The sequence below is a fragment of the Brevundimonas sp. UBA2503 genome, assembly GCF_002341485.1.
Taxonomy (GTDB): Bacteria; Pseudomonadota; Alphaproteobacteria; order Caulobacterales; family Caulobacteraceae; genus Brevundimonas; species Brevundimonas halotolerans.
The window spans coordinates 38,188-59,071 of the sequence record NZ_DDOD01000023.1 but is presented as its reverse complement, the minus strand read 5'-3'; the positions used below and the strand labels follow the sequence as shown (position 1 = coordinate 59,071).

Annotated in this window: 22 protein-coding genes and 1 tRNA gene; 16 read left to right on the top strand and 7 right to left on the bottom strand. The window is 69.1% G+C overall.

Features of this window, described 5'->3' with window-relative positions; all coding sequences use genetic code 11:
• Window positions 1-277 precede the first annotated feature (277 nt).
• Together B4K74_RS11330 and B4K74_RS11325 are read right to left on the bottom strand one after the other, a co-directional pair.
• A complete protein-coding gene (locus tag B4K74_RS11330) occupies window positions 278-1,060 on the bottom strand; it encodes an SDR family oxidoreductase (RefSeq protein WP_286693019.1) in 783 nt (260 codons plus the stop codon).
• Window positions 1,057-1,359 (bottom strand): 4a-hydroxytetrahydrobiopterin dehydratase, encoded by a 303-nt coding sequence (locus B4K74_RS11325; protein ID WP_123287779.1) that lies wholly within the window; start codon window positions 1,357-1,359, stop codon window positions 1,057-1,059. The genes B4K74_RS11330 and B4K74_RS11325 overlap by 4 nt, the downstream gene beginning before the upstream one ends.
• A gap of 116 nt (window positions 1,360-1,475) precedes the next feature.
• On the opposite strand from B4K74_RS11325, the gene B4K74_RS11320 reads away from it, so the two are divergent.
• The 4 genes from B4K74_RS11320 (at window position 1,476) to B4K74_RS11305 (ending at window position 5,195) form a co-directional block, all read left to right on the top strand.
• On the top strand, window positions 1,476-2,189 hold the full coding sequence (locus tag B4K74_RS11320; protein ID WP_286693018.1) for a Crp/Fnr family transcriptional regulator: 714 nt from the start codon (window positions 1,476-1,478) through the stop codon (window positions 2,187-2,189).
• A 62-nt stretch (window positions 2,190-2,251) separates the two neighbouring features.
• Window positions 2,252-3,043, top strand: coding sequence for a bifunctional demethylmenaquinone methyltransferase/2-methoxy-6-polyprenyl-1,4-benzoquinol methylase UbiE (gene ubiE / locus B4K74_RS11315; protein ID WP_123287932.1), 792 nt, complete (start codon window positions 2,252-2,254; stop codon window positions 3,041-3,043).
• 44 nt (window positions 3,044-3,087) lie between these two features.
• Window positions 3,088-4,620, top strand: coding sequence for a 2-polyprenylphenol 6-hydroxylase (gene ubiB, locus B4K74_RS11310; RefSeq protein WP_286693022.1), 1,533 nt, complete (start codon window positions 3,088-3,090; stop codon window positions 4,618-4,620).
• A gap of 50 nt (window positions 4,621-4,670) precedes the next feature.
• On the top strand, window positions 4,671-5,195 hold the full coding sequence (locus tag B4K74_RS11305; protein ID WP_286693017.1) for a hypothetical protein: 525 nt from the start codon (window positions 4,671-4,673) through the stop codon (window positions 5,193-5,195).
• On the opposite strand, the gene arfB is transcribed toward B4K74_RS11305, so the two are convergent.
• Window positions 5,192-5,593 (bottom strand): alternative ribosome rescue aminoacyl-tRNA hydrolase ArfB, encoded by a 402-nt coding sequence (gene arfB, locus B4K74_RS11300; RefSeq protein ID WP_286693016.1) that lies wholly within the window; start codon window positions 5,591-5,593, stop codon window positions 5,192-5,194. The genes B4K74_RS11305 and arfB overlap by 4 nt on opposite strands.
• A gap of 59 nt (window positions 5,594-5,652) precedes the next feature.
• Here arfB and B4K74_RS11295 point away from each other — a divergent pair.
• From B4K74_RS11295 to gspM, 12 genes are all read left to right on the top strand, one after another.
• A tRNA-Gly gene (locus B4K74_RS11295) sits at window positions 5,653-5,726 on the top strand.
• 148 nt (window positions 5,727-5,874) lie between these two features.
• The gene (locus B4K74_RS11290) at window positions 5,875-6,816 is read left to right on the top strand and encodes a type II secretion system protein N (protein ID WP_286693015.1); all 942 of its coding nucleotides are present in this window, start codon (window positions 5,875-5,877) and stop codon (window positions 6,814-6,816) included.
• Window positions 6,817-6,857: 41 nt separating this feature from the next.
• Entirely contained in the window at window positions 6,858-8,876 is a 2,019-nt protein-coding gene (gspD, locus tag B4K74_RS11285; protein ID WP_414630929.1) for a type II secretion system secretin GspD, read from the top strand.
• Between the two features lie 4 nt (window positions 8,877-8,880).
• A complete protein-coding gene (gspE, locus tag B4K74_RS11280; protein WP_286693013.1) occupies window positions 8,881-10,386 on the top strand; it encodes a type II secretion system ATPase GspE in 1,506 nt (501 codons plus the stop codon).
• The gene (gene gspF, locus B4K74_RS11275; protein WP_286693012.1) at window positions 10,386-11,600 is read left to right on the top strand and encodes a type II secretion system inner membrane protein GspF; all 1,215 of its coding nucleotides are present in this window, start codon (window positions 10,386-10,388) and stop codon (window positions 11,598-11,600) included. The genes gspE and gspF overlap by 1 nt, the downstream gene beginning before the upstream one ends.
• A 178-nt stretch (window positions 11,601-11,778) precedes the next feature.
• Window positions 11,779-12,192, top strand: a complete 414-nt coding sequence (gene gspG, locus B4K74_RS11270) for a type II secretion system major pseudopilin GspG (protein ID WP_286693011.1) — start codon at window positions 11,779-11,781, stop codon at window positions 12,190-12,192.
• Window positions 12,161-12,631: a GspH/FimT family pseudopilin gene (locus tag B4K74_RS11265; protein WP_286693010.1), complete on the top strand. Its 471-nt coding sequence runs from the start codon at window positions 12,161-12,163 to the stop codon at window positions 12,629-12,631. The genes gspG and B4K74_RS11265 overlap by 32 nt, the downstream gene beginning before the upstream one ends.
• Window positions 12,624-12,995, top strand: a complete 372-nt coding sequence (gspI, locus tag B4K74_RS11260) for a type II secretion system minor pseudopilin GspI (RefSeq protein WP_286693009.1) — start codon at window positions 12,624-12,626, stop codon at window positions 12,993-12,995. The genes B4K74_RS11265 and gspI overlap by 8 nt, the downstream gene beginning before the upstream one ends.
• Window positions 12,995-13,585, top strand: a complete 591-nt coding sequence (gspJ, locus tag B4K74_RS11255; RefSeq protein WP_286693008.1) for a type II secretion system minor pseudopilin GspJ — start codon at window positions 12,995-12,997, stop codon at window positions 13,583-13,585. Before gspI ends, gspJ begins: the two co-directional genes overlap by 1 nt.
• 26 nt (window positions 13,586-13,611) lie before the next feature.
• The gene (gspK, locus tag B4K74_RS11250) at window positions 13,612-14,568 is read left to right on the top strand and encodes a type II secretion system minor pseudopilin GspK (RefSeq protein WP_286693007.1); all 957 of its coding nucleotides are present in this window, start codon (window positions 13,612-13,614) and stop codon (window positions 14,566-14,568) included.
• Window positions 14,565-15,674 (top strand): type II secretion system protein GspL, encoded by a 1,110-nt coding sequence (gene gspL, locus B4K74_RS11245; protein ID WP_286693006.1) that lies wholly within the window; start codon window positions 14,565-14,567, stop codon window positions 15,672-15,674. Before gspK ends, gspL begins: the two co-directional genes overlap by 4 nt.
• A complete protein-coding gene (gene gspM, locus B4K74_RS11240; protein WP_286693005.1) occupies window positions 15,671-16,138 on the top strand; it encodes a type II secretion system protein GspM in 468 nt (155 codons plus the stop codon). The genes gspL and gspM overlap by 4 nt, the downstream gene beginning before the upstream one ends.
• Here gspM and B4K74_RS11235 read toward each other — a convergent pair.
• From B4K74_RS11235 to B4K74_RS11220, 4 genes are all read right to left on the bottom strand, one after another.
• On the bottom strand, window positions 16,105-17,790 hold the full coding sequence (locus tag B4K74_RS11235; protein ID WP_286693004.1) for an amidohydrolase: 1,686 nt from the start codon (window positions 17,788-17,790) through the stop codon (window positions 16,105-16,107). The two genes, gspM and B4K74_RS11235, sit on opposite strands and share 34 nt — an antisense overlap.
• A gap of 46 nt (window positions 17,791-17,836) precedes the next feature.
• A complete protein-coding gene (locus B4K74_RS11230) occupies window positions 17,837-18,040 on the bottom strand; it encodes a hypothetical protein (protein ID WP_286693003.1) in 204 nt (67 codons plus the stop codon).
• 876 nt (window positions 18,041-18,916) lie between these two features.
• Window positions 18,917-19,528, bottom strand: coding sequence for an HNH endonuclease (locus B4K74_RS11225; RefSeq protein ID WP_286693002.1), 612 nt, complete (start codon window positions 19,526-19,528; stop codon window positions 18,917-18,919).
• Between the two features lie 178 nt (window positions 19,529-19,706).
• Window positions 19,707-19,925, bottom strand: a complete 219-nt coding sequence (locus tag B4K74_RS11220; RefSeq protein WP_286693001.1) for a hypothetical protein — start codon at window positions 19,923-19,925, stop codon at window positions 19,707-19,709.
• Window positions 19,926-20,884 lie beyond the last annotated feature (959 nt).

Sequence of the window (20,884 nt, the reverse complement as noted above, 5' to 3'; positions counted from 1 at the left end):
CGAACGGTAGGCCCCAAAAACACTGGGTCGAGGGGGATACTCGATCGTCCGGGAGCCTTCGCAGGAAGGCCCCGCCCGCCGGGGGCGCTGCGGTAAGGCCCGAATACGGCCACCCGACGCAAGCTCCTGGAAAACCACCCGCGCGGAGCGTCTGTCTTCGTCGAAACGGTATTTCTTGTTCTCATCCGGGCGAAGGCCCGGCGCTCCGCCTGCCCTCCAACCTCTGCCCCAAGGGTGAGAGGCGCTCGTGCATGTCAGAAGGAGGACAATGACCGCCTCACTGCGCCAGCATGCCGCCGTCGATCTTGAACTCGGACCCGGTCACGAATTTGGACTCGTCCGAGGCCAGATAGACCACGCACCAGGCCACATCGTCGGGCTCGCCGATGCGCTTCAGCGGAATGCCGCGGGTCAGCCGCTCATGGGCCTTGGCCTCGTCACCGCCGGCCATGGCGATGAAGGGGTCGAGGATCGGCGTCTTGATGAACACCGGGTGGACCGAGTTGCAGCGCACATTCCAGTCCTGCTTGGCGGCCTCCAGCGCGATGGTCTTGGTGTACATCCAGACGGCGGCCTTGGTGGCGTTATAGGCGCCCATGCCCGGGGCGGCGGCCAGTCCCGCCACCGACGAGATGTTGATAATTGACGCGGGCGCAGAGGCGCGCAGGTGCGGCATGGCATGCTTGCAGCCCAGCATGATGCTCTCGATGTTGACCGCCTGAACCTTGCGCCAGTTGTCCAGCGTATCGGCCTCGGCATAGCGCAGCTCGCCGCCGATACCGGCATTGTTGATCAGCACCGACAGCCCGCCCATGTCCTCGGTCGCCTCGGCCACCACGCGGACCCAGTCCTCCTCGCGCGCCACATCGTGGGTAAAGGCGAACACCCGGCCGGGATGATCGGCCAGCAGCCGGTCGCGCAGGGCCTCGACCGCCCCGGTATCCAGATCGGTCAGGGCGACCGTCGCGCCCTCTTCCAGCAGCCGCAGCGCCATCGCCTGACCCAGGCCGCCGGCGGCACCGGTGATCAGGACGCATTTCCCCTTGACGCGATCGGTCATGCGCGGGCTCCCATGGCGGTGGCGACCTCATTCATGAAGCGGGCCAGATCGACGTCCTTGTCGGTCACCCCATCGGCGTCGTGGGTGGTCAGCCGCACCTCGACCCGGTCGTACACATTGAACCATTCGGGGTGGTGGTCGCGCTTGTCCGCCATCAGGGCGACCCGCGTCATGAAGCCAAACGCCGCGTTGAAATCGGCAAAGCGAAAGGTCTTCTGGATGGCGTCGCCCTCGCCCGGATCGACGGCCCATCCCTCAAGGCTCTGGATGGCCGTTTCGGCCTCGATCTTTGCGGTCATGGCGTGACTCCCTTTGATGCGACGCCCCCCTATAGACCGGTCCGCGAGCGGTCCGGAAGGCGGGAACGAATGGCCAAGCTTGTCGTTTGGCGGAAACCACCCTTACGGAGGTGAACATGGACGCGTTTACTGACAACCTCTGGCTGGCGACGCTCAGGCCTGTCGACCAGAAGCGGCTGGCCCCGCACCTGAAAGAGACCCCGTTCGACCCGGGCCTGATGCTCTATGACATCGGTGAGGCGGTCGACGCGATCTGGTTCCCCCTGCACGGCGTCGTGTCCCTGATGACAGATCTGGGCGAGGGCCGCGCAGTTGAGACCGCCGCCATCGGTCGCGAGGGTCTGGTCGGCGTCACCTGCGGTCCGATGAATGGCCGGGCGGCGACCCGCGCCGTCTGCCAGATCGAAGGCGTGGCCGCCTGCTGCCCGGCGGCGGTGTTCGCCGATCTGTTGTACCACAGCGCGCCGATGCGCGTGGCCCTGTCACGCTTCACCGAGGGCCTGATGGCCCAGGTCCAGCAGGCGGCGGCCTGCAATGCCCAGCACCGGCTGGACCAGCGCCTGGCGCGCTGGCTGCTGACCACCCACGACCGGACCGACAGTGACCGGCTGGACCTGACCCAGGCCGATGTTGCCGACATGCTCGGCGTGCGTCGCGCCACCGTCAGCGAGGTCAGCGCCGAGCTGGAAGGCCGGGGTCTGATACGGCGCGGGCGTGGCTGGGTCTGTGTCACGGACCGCAAGGCGCTGGAGGGGGCCGCGTGCGGTTGCTACGCCCTGATGCGCGGCGTCATGGCCGATCTGGGCCTGCCCCAGACGGTCGAGGCCTGATCCGGCCACCGCGACCACACGGACCGGTGACGCCGCCCCACCGACAGGCTAAACCGCGCGACATGAGCACTGCCGACCCCTCCGATCAGACCACCTCGCCGTTCGGCTACCGTGACATGCCGCGCGACGAAAAGGTGCGCCGGGTGCGCGGCGTGTTCGACAGTGTCGCGCCGTCCTACGACCGGATGAACGACCTGATGAGCGGCGGCGTCCACCGTCTGTGGAAGGACGCAGCTGCGGCCCGCCTGAACCCGCAACCGGGCGAGGTCATCCTCGACGTGGCCGGCGGCACGGGCGATCTGGCGCTCCGCTATGCGAAGCTGGCCCGCAAGGCCGCCGCCCGCCGGGGCGGGGAGCCCGCCACTGTGCTGGTGCTCGACTACAATGCCGAGATGATCGCCGCTGGTCGCGCCCGGGAGGCCGGAGCCCGCGAGGCCGCACCCGAGCTGACCTGGATGGTCGGTGACGCCCTGTCGCTGCCGCTGCCGGATGCCTCGGTTGATGCCTATTCGATCGGCTTTGGAATTCGCAACGTCGCCAAGGTTGAGGAAGCCCTGGCCGAGGCACGCCGGGTGCTCAAACCGGGCGGCCGCTTCCTGTGCCTCGAATTCTCGCACCCGACCAGCGAGGCGCTGTCGAAAGCCTATGACGCCTGGTCCTTCACCATGATCCCGCGCATCGGCGGCTGGGTCGCTGGCGACCGCGACAGCTACCAGTATCTGGTCGAAAGCATCCGCCGCTTCCCCGACCAGCAGACCTTCAAGGCCATGATCGAGCAGGCTGGCTTCTCGAACGTCAGCGTCACCAATCTGTCCGGCGGGATCGCCGCGCTGCATCACGCCTGGGCGATCTGACCCTGACCCGCGCCTTCCGACAGCCCCCTGCACCGCCCCGGACCCTGCCGGTGCGCCATCCCGTGGCAGCGGCCCTGCGCCTGATCGGCTGGGGCTGGATCCTGATCCGGCACGACGCCCTGATGCCGCGCGAGATCACGCCCCTTCTGCCGCCCTGGCTGCGGCCGCTGGCGGCCCTGCTGCACCTGTTTTCGGGCAACGAAGCCCGTACCGGCCGTCCCGGCGAGCGAGTCGGGCGGGCGCTGGAAAAGCTGGGCCCGGCGGCCATCAAGCTCGGTCAGGTGCTGGCCACCCGGGCCGACATCTTCGGCACGCAGTTCGCGCTCGACCTCGGGCGGCTCAAGGACCGTCTGCCGCCCTTTCCGCTGGATCAGGCCCGTATCGAGATCGAGCGCGCCCTCGGCCGTCCGGTAGAGAGCCTGTTCACCGACCTGCAGCCGGCCATCGCCGCCGCCTCGCTGGCCCAGGCCCATGCCGCCCATCTGCACGACGGGCGAAAGGTCGCGGTCAAGGTGCTGCGCCCCGGGGTCGAGGGGCGGGTGGCCAAGGGGCTGGACGCGCTTCGCCTTGCCGCCCGCATGGCCGAGCGGTTCGTGGCGCCCGCCCGCCGGCTTGAGCCGCGCGCTTTCGTCGAGACCATCGCCCGCTCCATGGAGCTGGAGCTGGACATGCGCCTCGAGGCCGCCGCTGCCTCGGAAATGGCCGAGGTTATGCAAAAGAGCGAGTCGGACGGCGTCGTGCTGATGACCGCGCCCGAAGTGGTCTGGGACGGGGTCGGCAAGCGCGTGCTGACGCTGGAATGGGCCACCGGCATGCCCATGACCGATCCGGCCTGTCGCGAGCAGCCGGGGCTCGACACCGATGCCCTCGCCGACAATGTGGTGCGGGCCTTCCTGATCCAGGCGCTGGACCACGGCACCTTTCACGCCGACCTGCACGAGGGCAATCTGTTCGCCTCGGCGCCCGCGCGACTGGTGGCGGTCGATTTCGGCATCGTCGGCCGGCTGGGCAAGGAAGAGCGGCGCTATCTGGCCGAGATCCTGTGGGGCTTCCTCAGCCGCGACTATGACCGCATCGCCCGGGTCCATTTCGAGGCCGGCTATGTCCCGCCCAGCCATTCGGTCGAGGCCTTCGCCCAGGCCCTGCGCGCCGTGGGCGAGCCGGTGATCGGAAAACAGGCCTCGCAAGTGTCCATGGGGCGGTTGCTGGGCCAGCTGTTCGAGATCACCGCCCTGTTCGACATGCGGCTGAGGCCCGAGCTGATCCTTCTGCAAAAGACCATGGTCTCGGTCGAGGGCGTGGCCCGCAGGCTCAACCCCGACCATGACCTGTGGGCCGCCGCCCGTCCGGTGGTCGAGCGCTGGATCCGGCGCGAGCTGGGGCCGCAGGCCCAGGTCCGTGATGCTCTCGAGGAGGTCGTCAGCGGCCTGCGCGCCCTGTCGCAGCGCATCCGCCGCGACGCCGACGACACGGCTATAGCACCGGTGGTGGTCGTGCCCCGCGCCTCACCATGGCCGATGGTTTTGGGGCTGGCCGCCCTGGCCATGGCGACGGCTGCCCTTGTTCTGTCGCTTTGACGGGTCAATTGTAGCGCTGACACCTGTACCGCCACAGCCGGAGGCAAGGCATGCGTATTGCAAAGAGTCTGACACTGGGTCTGGGCCTCGCTCTGGCCGTCAGCCTGACATCGGGCATGGCCATGGCCCAGGACACCGACGCGCCGCCCTCCGAGACGGCGGCGGCCAGCCTGCCCAACGCCTTTGACGGGACACCCCGCCCCGCCCCGCCGGTCGCCGTTCAGGAAACCCCCACTGCCGAGGCTCCCGACGTCACCCGTGCCCGGGAGACCCTCGAGGTGGTGATTGCGGACGCTCAGGACGGCTCACTCGACTTCTCGGCCTTCAGCGAGGACATGACCAACCGCCTGCGCCCGGTCGAAGGCGATCTGACCGCAGCCATCCAGAGCTTCGGTGCCCTTGAAACCATTGCCCATGTCGGCCACCAGAACGGCGCCGACATGTTCGAGGTCCGTTTCGAGAGCATCCTGACCCAGTGGGTGATCGGCTTTGATGCCGAGGACCGGATCGCGGTCCTGCTGTTCCGCGAGGCCCCTCCGGCTGAGGCGGCCCCGGCCCCGGCTTCCGGGAGCTAATCGCCGTCTGGTCGACCTCGCCCGCTCTTGATCTGCGACCGTCTGGTCTTGGCCTGAAGGCGGCGTTCCTTTGACGCCCGCGTCGGTCGCGTCGCGATGCGAGGGCGAGGCGGCGTCGTCACCGAATCGATCAGGGCGTGCAGCCGGTCGATGGCATCCTGACGATTGCGCTCCTGCGTCCGGAACCGCGTCGCCGTCATGACCAGAATCCCGTCCAGTGTCAGCCGCCGCCCCGCTGCCTTCAGCAACCGCGCCCTGACGCCCTCGGGCAGACTGGGCGAACGCGCCGCATCAAACCGCAGCTCGACCGCCGTCGCCACCTTGTTGACGTTCTGGCCTCCCGGTCCCCCGGCGCGAAAGAACCGGAGCTCAAGCTCATTTTCGCCGATACGGATCATCCGGCCAGTCTAGCGCGCCCGATCCGCGCGGACTATGGTCCGCCCGACCGCCGGGTCCCGCGGGTGTAGCTCAATGGTAGAGCAGCAGCTTCCCAAGCTGACGACGAGGGTTCGATTCCCTTCACCCGCTCCAGCGTCCGTCGTTTCCGACACACGGTGACGGAGCCGCGACACTGGCTCCGCACGCGGAGTAATCTTCGTGATTCATACGCGGCATTGTCATCAAGCCGCGCGGGCTGGCGGGGGCGGGTCCGGGGTAAGAGCGTCCGCAATCGGAGCGGATGAGACCCATCCGTCATCTGAAGATTTCAGGGACCCGCTTCGGGTCGGCGGGGCGAGTGTCGGTGATCCGCAGCGTATCCATCCTTCAGGTCTGGCCATCGGCCTGGCCCGCCTTCGGGGCGGGTCGGGCGACGGATGCCGTGCGCCCGCGCGGCGCGGGCCTGCGCCGGGGTGTCGAGCTGGCGATCGCAGCGCTGATCCTGATCCAGCTTGTGCGGCTGGTGCTGCTGTTCATGGCCCCCAATATAGGGGCCCGGGCGGCTGAGGGTGTCACCGCGCCGGACACCGGCGTCCTGTCGCGGTTCGATGCCTTCTTCCATACGGGCGCGCGCAGCAGTCTGGCGGAGATCACCAACGCGGGCAGCGAGCAATTGCGCCTGTTCGGGGTGCGGGCCGGTGCCGGCGGCGGCGGCTCGGCCATCCTCGGCCTGCCGGACGGCACCCAGCTGTCGGTCGGGGTCGGCGAGGAGATTCAGCCCGGACTGGTCCTGCGCGCCGTGGCCCAGGATCATGTGACGGTGGCGCGGGGCGCCTCGCTCAGCCGTATCGACTTTGGCGAGATCCCGGTGGGGGCTGCCTCCGTTCCCCCGCCGCCCACGACGCCGCAGGTGGTGGCCCCGCCGCGCCCGGCGCCGGCGGCGGCGGCGTCCGAGGCCGCCGTGGTCGATCCCGCCCGCCTGATGGCCGAGGCGGGTCTTCGCCCCCGCATGCAGGGCCTGTCGGTCAATGGCTTTACGGTCACGGCGCGCGGCCAGAGCGCCCAGTTGCAGGCCGCCGGCCTGCGCGCCGGGGATGTCATCCTGTCCGTCAATGGCATCGCCCTGGATGGCCCGTCGGCCATCAACCGCCTGCGTACCGATCTGGCCGAAGCGCCAGAGGCCGTCATCCGTTTCGAGCGCGACGGCGCCCCCCAGACCACCACCGTAAGGACCCGCCCGTGATCCGGTCGTCATCGAGACTGTTCGGCCGTCTGGCCGCCCTGATGCTTGCGGCGCTTGTCGTGCAGGCTGTACTGCCCGCCGTACAGGCCCGGGCGCAGGAGCGCCAGATCCTGAATGTGCAGGGCGCCGATATCCGCGCCTTCATCCAGGACATCGCCCGCTCGACCGGGCGGACCTTCATCGTCGACCCGTCGGTGACCGGCACGGTGACCGTTACCAGCGACCGCGCCCTGACCCCGGCCGAGACCTATGAGGTGTTTCTGTCGACGCTTAGAGCCAATGGTCTGGTGGTCATTCCGACGTCGTCCGGGGCCTACCGGATTGCCCCGGCGCAGGGTGCGGCCCAGGGCCCGGCGACCGTCGGCTCGGAGCGTTTTGCCACCGAGGTCTTCCAACTGCATCACATCGACGCCGCCTCGGCCGCCGAGACCATCCGCCCGCTGGTCGGGCCGCAGGGTCAGGTGCTGGCCAATCCCAACAGCAACACCGTGGTCGTTGCTGACTTTGCCGACAATCTGGCCCGCGTCCGGGCCTTGATCGCCCGCATCGATGTGGACAGCACCGACATTGTCGTCGTCACGCTGGAGAACTCCTCGGCACGCGAGATCGCCGCCGTGCTGGACGAGGTGCTGGCCCCGGTCGGCGGTCAGGCCGGACAGGGACTGGTCAAGGTGACGGCGGTCGAGAGCTCCAACTCCATCGTCCTGCGCGGCGAACCCGCGGCGCTGACCCGGGTGCAGGCGCTGATCTTTGACCTCGACCAGCGGGCCCTGACGTCGGACGATGTGCGGGTCACCTTCCTTGAGCATATCGACGCCGAACAGCTGTTGCCGGTGTTGCAGCAGATCGTCGGCCAGACGGTGACGCCCTCGTCCGCGTCGGGTCAGCAACCGGCCGAAGGCGGCGAGGCGGCGACCGCGTCGGCGGCCCCCGGCCAGCGCGCCACCATTGCCCGCTATCCCGGCGCCAATGCCCTGGTCATCTCGGCCCCGCCCGAGACCCAGCGCATGCTGGGCGATGTGATCGCCCAGCTGGACCAGCGCCGCCAGCAGGTGCTGATCGAGGCCATCGTGGTTGAGCTGTCGGACAATGCCGTGCGCGAACTGGGCGTCCAGTGGCTGCTGGCGGGCGAGGACGGCAATCCCATTCTGGCGACCAACTATTCCCAGCGCGCCGCGCCCCTGCTGTCGATCGGCGGGGCGCTGGCGGCGCGTGATCTGGATGAGGACGACCCCCTGCGGGACGACCTGGCGACCGCCGCGCTGAACGGCCTGCTGGGGGCCAATGGCTTTATCGGCGGTGGCGGCGGCCGGATCGGCGATACCCTGTTCGGCTTCATCATCAATGCGGCCAAGACCGACTCGGGCTCGAACCTGCTGCAGACGCCCTCGCTGATGACGCTCGACAATGAGGAGGCCACCATCCTGGTCGGTCAGGAAGTGCCGATCACGACCGGCGAGACCCTGCTGAACGGCAATGACAACCCGTTCCGCACGACCCAGCGTCAGGACATCGGCGTCAAGCTGATCGTCCGGCCCCAGATCAATGCGGGTGGGTCGGTGACCCTGTTCATTCGTCAGGAGGTGTCGAGCATCAACGGCATCCTCAGCAGCAATGCCGGGGACCTGATCCTCGACAAGCGCGAGCTGGAGACGACGCTGGTGGTCGAGGACGGCGACATCGCCGTCGCCGGCGGCCTGCTGGACCAGAACGACCGCATCTCGATGGACCGGGTGCCCTACCTGTCGGATGTGCCGTTGATCGGGGGCCTGTTCCGCTCGGAAAGCCGTCAGCGCGGGCGCACCAATCTGATGATCTTCATCCGCCCGACCATCATCCGCAGCCCGGCCGACGCCCAGCGCCTGACCGCCGATCGCTGGGGCTATATGCGCCAGGAGCAGCTGCGCGTCGCCCCGGGGCAGGAGCCCAGCCTCGACGAGCTGATCCGCGACTATATCCGCACCCAGCCGCCGGTGCCGCCGCAGTATCTGGAGACCGCCCCGGTCGCTCCGGTCGACGGCGACACGCTGCCGCCGGTTCAGCCGCCGGTTCAGCCCTGATCCCATGACGATGCTGGCCGACCCCACCCTCAGCTATGCCTTTGCCAAGCGCCACGGCGTCGTGGTGACGGCGCGCGGCGACGTGGCGGTCGTGGCCCTGCGCGAGGGGGCCGATCCGCTGGCGCTGGTCGAGGCCCGGCGCGTGCTGGGGTGTCCGCTTGAGGTTCAGCCGGTGAGCCGCAGCGCCTTCGACCGCCTGCTGTCCGAAGCCTATGCCGGGGATCCGGTGGCGGGCTCGAACGGTGGCGACGACCTGGCCCTGCCCGGCGGTCTGGACAGTCTGGTGGACGAGATCCCGGCCGCGGCCGACCTGCTGGACACCACGGATGATGCGCCCGTCATCCGCCTGATCAACGGCCTGATCGCCGAGGCGGTGCGCGCGGGGGCCTCCGACATCCACCTCGAGCCCTATGAGCAGGCGCTGGTCGTGCGGATGCGCGTCGATGGCGTGCTCAAGGAAGCCCTCAGCCTCAGCCCGCGTCTGGCCCCCGTGGTGGTGTCGCGCATCAAGGTGATGGCGCGGCTCGACATCGCCGAAAAGCGCATCCCGCAGGACGGCCGCATCCCGCTGGCGCTGGGCGGCAAGACGCTGGACGTGCGGGTCTCGACCCTGCCGTCGCGGGCGGGCGAGCGGGTGGTGCTTCGTATTCTCGACAAGGATCAGGCGGGTCTGGGTCTCCGCGATCTCGGCATGGATGAGGCCACGCTCGAGGCCTATCACGCGGCGCTGGCCGAGCCGAACGGCATCCTGCTGGTCACGGGCCCGACCGGCTCGGGCAAGACGACGACCCTCTATGCCGGGCTGTCGCTGCTGAACACCGGCACGCGCAATATCCTGACGGTCGAGGACCCGGTCGAATATGCCGTCGAGGGCGTCGGCCAGACCCAGGTCAATGCCAAGGTCGGCATGACCTTTGCCGCCGGGCTGCGCGCCATCCTGCGTCAGGACCCCGACGTGGTCATGGTCGGCGAGATCCGCGACGTCGAGACCGCCTCGATCGCGGTGCAGGCGGCCCTGACCGGCCACCTTGTGCTGTCGACGGTGCACACCAATGATGCGGCGGGTGCCGTGACCCGGCTACGCGACATGGGGGTCGAGCCCTTCCTGCTGGCCTCGACGCTGCGGCTGATCATGGCCCAGCGGCTGGTGCGGCGTCTGTGCCCCCATTGTCATACGCCCGAGGTAGCCGATGCGGCGACCGCGCGGCTGGTCGGCATTGCGGCGGGCCAGACGGTCTGGCGTCCGACCGGCTGCGACCACTGCAACCAGTCCGGCTATGTCGGGCGGGTGGGCCTGTATGAGACGATCCGGGTCACCGACACCCTGCGCCGCCTGATCACCACCGGGGCCGACGAGGCCGCCATGAATGCCGAGGCCTTGGGTGACGGGCGGACGCTTGCCGGTCAGGCGCGGGCGCTGGTGCTGGAGGGCACGACCTCGGTCGAGGAGGCGCTGCGCGTCACCCGCACCCGGTCCGAGGACCTGCCGCCGATCGAGGCGGTGGCCTGATGCCCCGGTTCGACTATGTGGCCGTGGACGGCGGCGGGCGTACGGTCCGGGGCAGTCTCGACGCTGCGGATCTGCAGGCCGCCCGCGATCAGGTCGGACGCAAGCAGCTGATGCCGCTGGAGGTCCAGCCCGGCCGCGGCCTGTCGCGCACCGACACTTCAAAGACCCCCGGCGGCACGAAACTGGACCCCCGTGCGCTGGCGCTGGCCACGCGGCAGCTTGCGACCCTGATCTCGGTCGTGCCGGTCGAGGAGGCCGTGCGCACCCTCGCCCTGCAGGCCGAAAAGCCCAAGGTGCGCCGCTGTCTGGAGGCCGTCCATCAGGGGGTGGTCGAGGGGCGTCGCCTGTCCGAGGCCATGGCCGAACAGGGCCGCGCCTTTCCGCCCCTGTACCGCGCCATGGTGGCGGCGGGGGAATCCTCGGGCGCACTGCAGCCGATCCTCGAGCGTCTGGCCGACGGGCTGGAACGCGAGCAGGAGGTGCGCGGCAAGGTCATCACCGCCCTGGTCTATCCGGCGGCGCTGGCAATCGTGGCCCTGGCGGTGATCACCGCCCTGATGACCTTCGTCGTGCCCAAGGTCGTCGATCAGTTCAGCAGCATGAATCAGGACCTGCCGCTGCTGACCCAGGGGGTGATCGCCGTCTCGCACGCCATGCGCGACTGGGGTCTGATCTTTGCCCTGGTGATGGTCTGTCTGGGGGCGATCACGGGGCTGGCGCTGCGGCGGCCGGCCCTGAGGCTGAAGGCCGACACCCTGTTGTTGCGCGTGCCGATCACCGGCCGGCTGACGCGCGACCTGCATGCCGCACGCATGGCTCGCACCCTGTCGACCATGATCTCCTCGGGCCTGCCGGTGCTGGAAGGGCTGAACCTGACTGCCCGCACCGTCTCGAACACCCGACTGGCGGCTGCGACCCGCGTCATGGCCGATGTGGTGCGCGAGGGGGGCTCCCTGTCGGGCGCCATGCGCCGGGCCGATGTGTTTCCGCCGCTGCTGGTGCACATGACCGCATCTGGCGAGGGGGCCGGGCGGCTGGAGCCCCTGCTGGACCGCGCCGCCGACTATCTGGAGCGCGAGTTCGCCACCTTTACCGCCGTGATGCTCAGCCTGCTGGAGCCCGGCATCATCATCGTCATGGGCGGGGTGGTGGCCGTCATCGTCCTGTCGATCCTTCTTCCGATCCTTCAGATCAACACCCTGGCCATGGGATGACATCATGACCCACACACCCGACACCGCCCGCCAGCACATGCTCCTCCCCCGTTCTTCACGGGGGAGGGGGACCACCCGCAGGGGGGTGGAGGGGGCGACTTTCAAGCGCCGGAGTTCGGGTTCCGCCCCCTCCACCGCTCCGCGGTCCCCCTCCCCCGAAGCTGCGCGTCGGGTGAGGATGGGGTTCACCCTTGTCGAGATGATGGTCACCATCGTCATCATCGGCCTGCTGGCGACCGTGGTCGTCATCAACGTCCTGCCCAGCCAGGACAAGGCCATGGTCGGCAAGGCCCGCGCCGATCTGGCCACGCTGGAAAATGCGCTGGAGCAGTACCGGCTGGACATGCTGACCTTCCCGACGACGGGTGAGGGGCTGTCGGCCCTGACCGCCGTGCCGTCCGGTTCGCCGCGCGCCGACCGCTATCGCACGGGTGGCTACATCCGCCGCCTGCCGGAAGACCCGTGGGGTAACCCCTATCAGTACCGCCGCGAGAGCGAGCACGGCCAGACCTTCGACGTCTTCTCATACGGTGCCGACGGCAAGCCGGGAGGCGAGGGCAATGACGCCGACATCGGCAACTGGCAGGGCTGATCACGCCCGCAGGGCGGGTTTCACCTTCGTCGAGATGATGGTGACGGTCGCCGTCATCGGGCTGGCGGCGACGGCCGTGGTGCTGGCCGCGCCTGATCCGACGCCCCGCCTGCCGGTCGAGGCCGAGCGGCTGGCGGCGCGACTGGTGCGCGCGCGCGAAGAGGCCATCCTGACCAACCGGCCGGTCGCGGTCGATATCGGCGCCGAGGGCTATGGCTTTCGCGTGCGGGCCGAGGACGGCTGGACGCCCCTGACCGAGGGCCCGTTCGAACGTGTGGCGTGGGAGGAGGGCACCCGTGTTGAATCGGCCGGCGGGGTCGAGGCCGTGATGTTCGACCCGGTGGGTCTGGCCGAGCCGGCGCGGCTGTCGCTCAGCCGGGATCGCGCGCGGGCGACGGTCACGGTCGATCTGGCCGGAGAGGTGCGTCTGGATGACTAGGCGCGCGGACAGGCGGTCGGGGTTCACCCTGATCGAGATGATGGTTGCACTGGCGGTCTTCAGTCTGGCGGCCTTGGCCCTGCTGCGCATGACGACCGAGAATACCCGCACGGCGGGCGAGCTGGAGACGCGGACCCTGGCCGGCATCGTCGCCGACAATCTGGCGGTCGAGACGCTGGTGGCGGTCGATCCGCCCGCGCCCGGCGAGACAGCGGGCGAGACCGATCTGGGCGGACGGCGCTGGATGTGGCGCCAGATCGTCAGCGGCACCGGCGATCCGGCCCTGCTGCGCATCGAGGTGCGCGTGTCCGACGACGGGGTGTGGACCTCGGCCGAGGCCGTGCTGTTCCGGGCAGTGTCGTGATGCGGAGACGGGCTGGCTTCACTTTGACCGAGGTGCTGATCGCCCTGACGATCTTCGCGCTGATCGCGGCGGCGGGCACGGCCGTGATGGGCGTGTCGATCGACAGCCGATTTGCGGTCAAGGCGGCCTCCGAGCGGCTGGCCGAGGTGCAGCGGATGCGGGCCCTGCTGAAGGCCGATGTCAGTCAGGCCGTGGCGCGACCGCTGGCCGGCGGCGACGGGCTTGTGCCGCTGCGCACCCGGGCGACTGTCGGCGCTGACCCGACGCTGGTGCTGGCCCTGACCCGCACGGGGGCCGGCGTCGGGCTGGACGAGGACGGGTCCGGCCTGATCGGCATCGAATATCATCTGGTCGAGGACCGGCTGGAGCGCCGCGTCCGTCCCCACCCTGATGCACCGGGTCTGGGTGTGGTTCAGGTCGTCGCCACCGGCGTGACCGTGGCCGAGGCGTCCTTCGTCTCGCTGGGGGTAGACACGCCGGTGTTCGAACCGCGCATTCGCCAGACCATGCCCGATGCCGTGCGGCTGCGCCTGACGCTGGAGACCTATGGTTCGCTGGACCAGCTGCTGCTGATCGGAAGCGGGCGATGAGGCGGGGCCGGCAGGATCGGAAAGGCATGGCGCTGCTGACCGTGCTGCTCATGGTGACCGTCATGGCCGCCATTGCCGTGGCCCTGCTGGACGATGTGCGCTTCTCCACGCGTCGGGCATCCAATCTGGCGTCGGTCGGTCAGGCCCAGTGGTATGCGCTGGGGGCCGAGGCTCTGGCGAGGAAGCGCATCGAACGTTTGATCCGGCAGGCCGGGCCGGTCACCCCGACCAAGCCGGACTGGAACGGTCGCCCCTTCGCCTTTCCCATTGAGGCCGGGCAGATCCAGGCCGTGGTCAGTGACGGTCAGGCCTGCTTCAATCTGAACAGCGTCGTGTCGGGTATCGACGGCGCATACGTCGCCCGACCGCGCGGGGCCGAACAGCTGGTGGCGCTGGGCCGCGCCCTGGGCGTCGACGAGGGGCGGATGCGGGCCGTCGCCGAGGCCCTGACCGACTGGATCGACAGCGACCAGACGCCCCTGCCGCGCGGGGCCGAAAGCGCCGCCTATGCCGGGCGCGAGACGCCGCTTCGCACCCCCGGCGCCCTGCTGCTGGAGGCGGGCGAACTGCGCCTGATCCGGGGCGTGGACGCCGAGGTCTATGGCCGGCTCCGGCCCTTTGTCTGCGCCCTGCCGACGTCCGACCTGTCGCCGATCAATCCGAACACCCTGAGCGTCGATGACGCGCCCCTGCTGGTCATGCTGTCCGAAGGGCGGCTCAACCCGGCCCGCGCCCGGGCTGCCATCGCTGCCCGCCCGCGCGGCGGCTGGCAGGATGTCGGGGCCTTCTGGAGCCAGCCTGCGCTGGTCGAGGCGACTCCGGCCTCGGAGGTCTATGACCAGCTGACCCTGACGACGCGCTATTTCGCCTTTCGCAGCGACGTCGATTTCGCCGGTGCCCGGGTGACGCGCACCGCCCTGTTCCGAACCCTTCCTGACGGCCGTGTCGAAACGGTCGTCCATCGCTGGACTGCCGAACGATGAGCCGAACTCGCCTTGTGCTGATTCCCGCCGAGGGCAGCGATCCCGCCCCCTTCCTGCTGCTCGATACCGACGGGCGGGTGCTGGAGCGCGGCCATCTGTCGTCCGAGGCCCCGGCCCTGCCTGGCGTGCGGGTGCGGACCGTGGCGGTGGTGCCCGGCGCCGATGTGCTGATCCGGTGGCTGACCCTGCCCGCCGGTCGTCCGGTGCAGCAGAGGGCCGCGGCCCTGTGGGCGCTGCGCGAGGATCTGGCGGTCGACCCGGCAGGCATGCGGGTGGCGCTGGGCCCGGTCGAGGCGGACGGCGCGCGGCTGGTGGCGGCGGTCTCCGAGGGCCGGCTGATGGCCTGGACCGACGCCCTCGCCCGGCTGGGGCTGAAGGCCGACGCGCTGGTGCCCGACAGTCTGGTGCCGGCCGAGCCGGAGGAGGCCGATACGGTTAACGCCATCACCTTTGGCCCGACCGTGGCGCTGAGGGGCCAGCGGCTGGCGGTCTCGGTCCAGCCGGATCTGGCCTCCGTGATCGCCGGGGAGCGGCGTCTGGTGCCGATCGAGAGCGATGCGGGGCTTGAGGCCCGGCTGATCGCCACGGCGCTCACGCCGCCGGTCGATCTGGGCGGCAGCGAGCGGCGGGCGACGGCGGGCGAGGGCTGGAAGGCCTGGCGTCTGGCGGGGGCCCTCGCGCTGGCCCTGCTGGTCTCGCCGCTGGTGCTGACGGCGGCGGCGGCGATCCGCGACGACATGGCGGCCAGCCGTATGCGCGACGATGCCGAGGCCCGGGCGCGGGTGCTGTTCCCCGACATGGCGACCGATGCCGATCCGCTGGCCGAGGCCGAGCGGCGTCTGGCCCTGACGCCCCCGCCGGGCGGGGTGGCGGTGGTGGCCGCGGTCCTGTTCCAGGCGCTGGAGGGGGTGCCGGGGGCGGAGCTGGACAGTCTGACCGCTGATCCGGTTTCGGGCGTTCGGGCGACGGTCAGCTATACGGCGTTTCAGGATCTGGAGGCGATCCGCAGCGGGGTTGAGGCGCTCGGGCTGAGCATGGTCGAGGAGGCGACGCTGGAGGAGGGCGACCGGATCGCCAGCGACATCATCGTGGGAGTGGGGGCATGAGGGCGGTGACGGACTGGCTGGCGGGGCGGACGCCGCGTGAGCGCTGGATGCTGATCGGGCTGGCGGTCGTGGCGGGGGGCATCCTGCTGTTCTACGGCGTGGTCCAGCCGCTGTACGGCTGGCGGGAGGCGGCGGCCGAGCGGCGGGCCGAGGCGACCGAGGCCACCCGGCTGATCGCGGCGGCGGAGGCCCGCATCCGGCCCGGGGCGACGTCGGACCCCGCCCGTCTCGCCGAGGTGGCCGGGCCGCTGGCCGAGGCGCAGGGGCTGGCGGTCGAGCTGTCGCCCGGCGACGACGGCGCTCTGGCGTTCAGTGCCCAACAGGCCCCGACGGCGGCCCTGTTCAGCTGGCTGGCGGCGCTGCAGGCCGACCACGGCATAGAGGCGGTCGCCATCAGCGTCACGGAAAACGCCGATGCGACCCTGCAGGCTCAGGGCCTGCTGGTGGCCTCTTCCGCCCGGTAGACGACCTCGCCGTCGACGATGGTCAGCACGGCCTTCGCGTTCGGCAGCTCGGCCTCGGGCGCGGTCATCAGGTCGATGTCAAAGGCGGTGAAGTCGGCGCGCTTGCCTTCTTCGATCGTGCCCAGCTCCTCCTCGCGGAAGCTGGCGTACGCCGGCCACAGGGTGAACATGTGCAGGGCCGTCATCCGGTCCACGGCCTCGTCCGGACGCCAGTCGGTGCCCTGAAAGCCCTCAAGGTCGCGGCGGGCCACGGCGGCATAGAATTCGATGGCCGGATCGCCGCGCTCGACCGGGGCGTCCGAGCCCCCGACCACCACGACGCCGAGGTCCACCAGGCTGTGCCAGGCATAGGCGCCGTCGAGGCGGGCATCGCCCAGCCGGGCCGGGGCGAAATGCAGGTCGCCGATGGCGTGGCTGGGCTGCATGGAGGCGATGATCGGCAGATCCACGAACCAGCGGTAATCCTCGGGCCGCAGGATCTGCGCATGCTCGATCCGCCAGCGGACGTCCTCGCCATTCGGACGCTCCGAGGCGGGCACCGCCTCCAGCGCCTCGGCGTACCAGTCGGCCACGGAGGCATTGCCGCGGTCACCGATGGCGTGGGTGGCGATCTGGATGCCGGAGCGCAGCGCCGCCTCATAGACGGGCACGGCCGCCGCGCCGTCGATCTGCATCAGGCCGGTGGTGTCGGGCCGGTCGGCATAGGGTTCGAACAGGGCCGCCCCGCGCGAGCCCAGCGCCCCGTCGGCATACATCTTGACCGCCCGGGTGATGACCCGTCCGTCGGCGACCGAGCGGGGGCCCGAGGCGAACAGGGCCTCGGCGCCGTCGGGCGTGACGCTGTTGTAGACGCGGATCGACGCCTCGCCCTCTCCCGCCATCGTCTCCAGCAGGGGCACATCCCCCCAGGGCGCGCTCATGAAATGGATGCCGGTCCAGCCATAGCGGGCATAGACGGCAAAACCTGCGCGATACATCTCGCGCCGCGTGGCCTCGGTCGGCGGCGGGATCAGGCCCGCGACCAGCGCCTCGGCCGCATCGACCAGCAGGCCCGTCGGCTGGCCGTTTTCGTCCTTGAGGATCTCGCCGCCCGCCGGCGCCACCGTGTCGGCATCGATGCCCGCCGCCGCCAGCGCCGCCGAGGAGGCCACCACCGCATGGCCATCGGCCCGGCCCAGCAGCACGATCCGCCCGGGCGCCGCCGCATCCAGATCGGCGGCGGTCAGGAACCGCCCCTCGGGCCAGTGGGTCTCGATCCAGCCGCGCCCGAGGATCGGCCCCTCGGGGTTCGCCACCGCCCAGGCCTCCAGCCGCACCATGGCCTCATCGACCGAGGCCGAGCCCTCGAGGTTCAGCGTCATCTCGCGCGCGCCGATGCCGTCCAGATGGGCGTGGCCGTCGGTAAAGCCGGGGAACAGGGCCGCGCCCTCCAGGTCAATGACCGGCACCCCCGCATGATCGGGCAGGCCCGCCTCGGCCCCGACAAAGACGATCCGCCCATCGCGCACCAGCACCACCTCGGCCGAGGGGGCGGCCACCACCCCCGTATGGATCGGCCCGCCCCGGATCAGCATGTCCTGGGCCAGGGCCGCGCCGGGCACCGCCAGCAGCAGGGCGGAGACGAGGGCGGAAAGGGGCAGCAAAGGGCGCATGGTCACCTCACGGAATGGGGACCTCCGGGGTGCAACCGTTGCCGCGTCAGGTCAAGTCGGGACGCTCATCCGCGTCGGGAAGCTCATAGCCGGGCCGCGGCGGCAGGCCCCGCGCCGCCCGCTTGCGCGCCAGCGCCGCCCGGTGATGGTCCATCCGGCTTTTCAGCTCGGCCTGCAGGGCCGCGAACTCTTCGGCGGAGCCTTCGTCTTCCGGCTCGGGGGCCGGGCGGGCGGAGCGGGGATGCGGCATGGGCGGGAGTCCTTTTGTTTGTCCTTCTCTCCTTGGGGGAGAAGGTGGGCCGCGAAGCGGTCCGGATGAGGGGGCGGTCGACACGCAGCTGTCGATCGCCGGGGAGTCGGGGGCTCGCAATTCGGACAGGCTGTTTCGGGAGCCGATGGCCCCCTCATCCGTCGGGCTGCGCCCGCCACCTTCTCCCCCCAAGGGAGAAGGGAATTGCCTCTACGCCCCTGCCGGTTCCGGCAGCGGTGGGGAGGGCGGCGGGACGCCGGGCCTTCGCCCGGAGTTTCTAGGATTTACCGTTTCGACGAAGACTGACGCCCCGCGCAGACGGTTTTCCGGGAGCTTGCGTCGGGTGGCCGTGTTCGGGCCTTACCGCAGCGCCCCCGGCGGGCAGGAGGCGCCGGCGGCGCCTTCCCTGGACCGGCCGGGTATCCCCCCCGACCCTTCGACGACACCCGCACCCGGAGGTGGGGTGGCGTCGGCTTGATGAAGGTGGGCCTACCGCTCGCGACGCGGTCGCTCGCTACTTGAGGCCCGAAGACCCAATGTGGCGATGACCCGAAGCCAACGGCGGCGCCTTCCTCAACCCCGCTCCATCCGCTCCCGCCGCCGCATCGAACGCCGGCCGAGCGCCCTCCCCCGCGACGGGACAGGGGATGATTGCATGGGCCCGAGCCAGGGCGGGCAAAACGGTCCGAGAAACGCGAGCGCCGTTGAAAGGGCAGGGGAAATGCGGGGCGGGGCGGATAGTGGGGCCCTTCAACCCGTCATACTCGGGCTTGACCCGAGTATCGGAGCGGGCAGGCGGCGGGCCGGTGTGGGGGCGGTGGAATTTGGTTCATCACAAAGGACACAAAGAGGGACACAGAGGACACGAAGGGGACCTCAGTCTTCCGTCTCCGGAGCATTGTGAATCCAGCCCGCTTGGGGGTGTTCAGCCGCAGCGGCGCGAGGGGTCTGCAATGCCTTCAGATGAGCGGCCAAGGCTTCGACGCTCATCAGCCCATTGCGGTGGATCATGCGATGGCAGTTGGCGCAGAGAGCGGCGAGATCGGAAAGCTTTGTCGTTGACCCCTCTTCGATCAAAGCGACCGGCACCTTGTGATGGGCCTCAACGTAGCCACGACCCAGCTCACCGTAGATGGCTTCCATATCATCGCCGCAAGCCTCGCATGCGAAGTTGGAGAGGCGGGCCTTGAAGGCCTTGATGAGCGTTGCCGACCGCTCCCGGCCCAGGTGCATCCGCAGTCGGCGTCGGCCCTCGGCCGCTTCGATGTCGGCTTCTGTTTGTTCCAGCACAGTGTCGGAGTCGACGGCGGCCAGTGGACTGCTTCTCAGGCGCCAGCGCCCGGTCCTCGCGGCCAGCCCGTCCACGGTCTCGAACAGGTCCGGTGTGCCCTCCTTGTAGCTGCTCGTCTGGGACGAGTACTGGTACAGGCGACCGCGAACGACCTCTCGTGCCCGTTTCGGGTGGGGCGGCGGCGCGATCTCCAGCACCTTCCGGAGAATTTCCCCGATCTGGGCCTCACCCCCCAAGAGACGGAGAGCTTCCTCGACGTGCCGAAAGGAAATCGGCACCGTCTAGGTCCGCCGATGAACGCGGCTCTTTGCCGGTTCCCACCTTGGATAGGTAATACATGCCATCTACCCATCTTAGCGGGTAGATGGGAGCGGGTCAGCCCTTACCGCGCGTATAGCCGTCGATGTCATCGCCATGGTCGTCGATGGCCGACATGCGAACGGCGTCAAACTCCGTCACGCCCTGCTGCTGCCAGGTGACCGCGACTTCGCCGTTATAGACCAGATCGACGGCCTCCTCGGCGGACCCGGCTTCCACCTCGCAGGTATAGTCGACATAGGCGTCGACGCGGGACAGTATGGTGAACTTGGGCATGGTGCGCTCCCTTCACGAACGAGGGTGCCGCAAGGCTGGCAGGGGCGCCACCAACTGGAGGTAGGAACGGCTTATGAAACTGAGACGAGTTTGATGTGCCGTGCGACCACGGGCCCGTATCTGGGACCGCTCGCGCGGCCAGCGGCCGGGCTTGGCCGTCTGGGGCAATCAGGCGGACGAGACCTATGCACCGACATGGAAGACGTATTCGTACAACTCGTCAGTGGCGGCGGAATAACGTTCAGTGCTTGATCTTGTAAAAATCGACCAGAAAAGGCTCCTGATCAACTTCTCCATCGTCTAACATGCGGGAAAGTGCAGCATCGACAACGCTATATGGCAGCGAGCATTTTTGTGAAATGCTGCCAATTGAAATAAAGTCGGCACTTTTTCGCATTACGGAACGGATTGAGCGAAATATAAAACCACGCATTGGTGTATAACTCCTATGTATAGGCATTAGATACTGTTGACCGACAGCCGCGTCTGCGCAGGGGATCGCCTTGTAGTCAATGGGGTCTCGACGCTTATTGAGGCACACCCCAGCGATTGGAATCATCGATCCGTTGCTGCCAAGGTCCAGTGGCTACGGGAGAACAGTAGGTTATCTGCAACCTTTCATTCCACGCGTGATGGTCGGCCGGTTGGCACTCTGCGATCTGAGAGGGTTGCTCTTGCGTTGTACGACGCCAGTTTCGGTACGTATTACGAATGGTCTTTGAGCCAGCCAACCGGGCTGACTCTCGTGGGCTCCCCGCTAAACATGCGCGGGGTGAGAGGCTTTGATCGTCGTGTGATGTCGACCGTCGTTGGGCTTTCCGCTGGCGCAGAGTCTGCAGACGAGGTCTACGCCGTCTTGGATACTGCGATTGGCTTAAATCAGGTCGCCAATGCCAAAAAAACGAACAACGGCGGAGTATATGGGGCTGGCGAAACCTGCTTCCTCATGGCTTACAGGG

What these genes read in the sequence shown, in the direction of transcription:
- gspL (WP_286693006.1), top strand. Translation starts at nt 14,565, where the DNA reads ATGAGCCGAACTCGCCTTGTGCTGATTCCCGCCGAGGGCAGCGATCCC.
- B4K74_RS11235 (WP_286693004.1), bottom strand. Translation starts at nt 17,790, where the DNA reads ATGCGCCCTTTGCTGCCCCTTTCCGCCCTCGTCTCCGCCCTGCTGCTG.
- B4K74_RS11265 (WP_286693010.1), top strand. Translation starts at nt 12,161, where the DNA reads ATGACGCCGACATCGGCAACTGGCAGGGCTGATCACGCCCGCAGGGCG.
- gspI (WP_286693009.1), top strand. Translation starts at nt 12,624, where the DNA reads ATGACTAGGCGCGCGGACAGGCGGTCGGGGTTCACCCTGATCGAGATG.
- gspM (WP_286693005.1), top strand. Translation starts at nt 15,671, where the DNA reads ATGAGGGCGGTGACGGACTGGCTGGCGGGGCGGACGCCGCGTGAGCGC.
- gspK (WP_286693007.1), top strand. Translation starts at nt 13,612, where the DNA reads ATGGCGCTGCTGACCGTGCTGCTCATGGTGACCGTCATGGCCGCCATT.
- gspG (WP_286693011.1), top strand. Translation starts at nt 11,779, where the DNA reads ATGGGGTTCACCCTTGTCGAGATGATGGTCACCATCGTCATCATCGGC.
- B4K74_RS11220 (WP_286693001.1), bottom strand. Translation starts at nt 19,925, where the DNA reads ATGCCCAAGTTCACCATACTGTCCCGCGTCGACGCCTATGTCGACTAT.
- gspF (WP_286693012.1), top strand. Translation starts at nt 10,386, where the DNA reads ATGCCCCGGTTCGACTATGTGGCCGTGGACGGCGGCGGGCGTACGGTC.
- B4K74_RS11305 (WP_286693017.1), top strand. Translation starts at nt 4,671, where the DNA reads ATGCGTATTGCAAAGAGTCTGACACTGGGTCTGGGCCTCGCTCTGGCC.
- B4K74_RS11320 (WP_286693018.1), top strand. Translation starts at nt 1,476, where the DNA reads ATGGACGCGTTTACTGACAACCTCTGGCTGGCGACGCTCAGGCCTGTC.
- B4K74_RS11290 (WP_286693015.1), top strand. Translation starts at nt 5,875, where the DNA reads ATGAGACCCATCCGTCATCTGAAGATTTCAGGGACCCGCTTCGGGTCG.
- gspJ (WP_286693008.1), top strand. Translation starts at nt 12,995, where the DNA reads ATGCGGAGACGGGCTGGCTTCACTTTGACCGAGGTGCTGATCGCCCTG.
- B4K74_RS11325 (WP_123287779.1), bottom strand. Translation starts at nt 1,359, where the DNA reads ATGACCGCAAAGATCGAGGCCGAAACGGCCATCCAGAGCCTTGAGGGA.
- B4K74_RS11230 (WP_286693003.1), bottom strand. Translation starts at nt 18,040, where the DNA reads ATGCCGCATCCCCGCTCCGCCCGCCCGGCCCCCGAGCCGGAAGACGAA.
- gspE (WP_286693013.1), top strand. Translation starts at nt 8,881, where the DNA reads ATGACGATGCTGGCCGACCCCACCCTCAGCTATGCCTTTGCCAAGCGC.
- ubiE (WP_123287932.1), top strand. Translation starts at nt 2,252, where the DNA reads ATGAGCACTGCCGACCCCTCCGATCAGACCACCTCGCCGTTCGGCTAC.
- gspD (WP_414630929.1), top strand. Translation starts at nt 6,858, where the DNA reads ATGCTTGCGGCGCTTGTCGTGCAGGCTGTACTGCCCGCCGTACAGGCC.
- B4K74_RS11330 (WP_286693019.1), bottom strand. Translation starts at nt 1,060, where the DNA reads ATGACCGATCGCGTCAAGGGGAAATGCGTCCTGATCACCGGTGCCGCC.
- arfB (WP_286693016.1), bottom strand. Translation starts at nt 5,593, where the DNA reads ATGATCCGTATCGGCGAAAATGAGCTTGAGCTCCGGTTCTTTCGCGCC.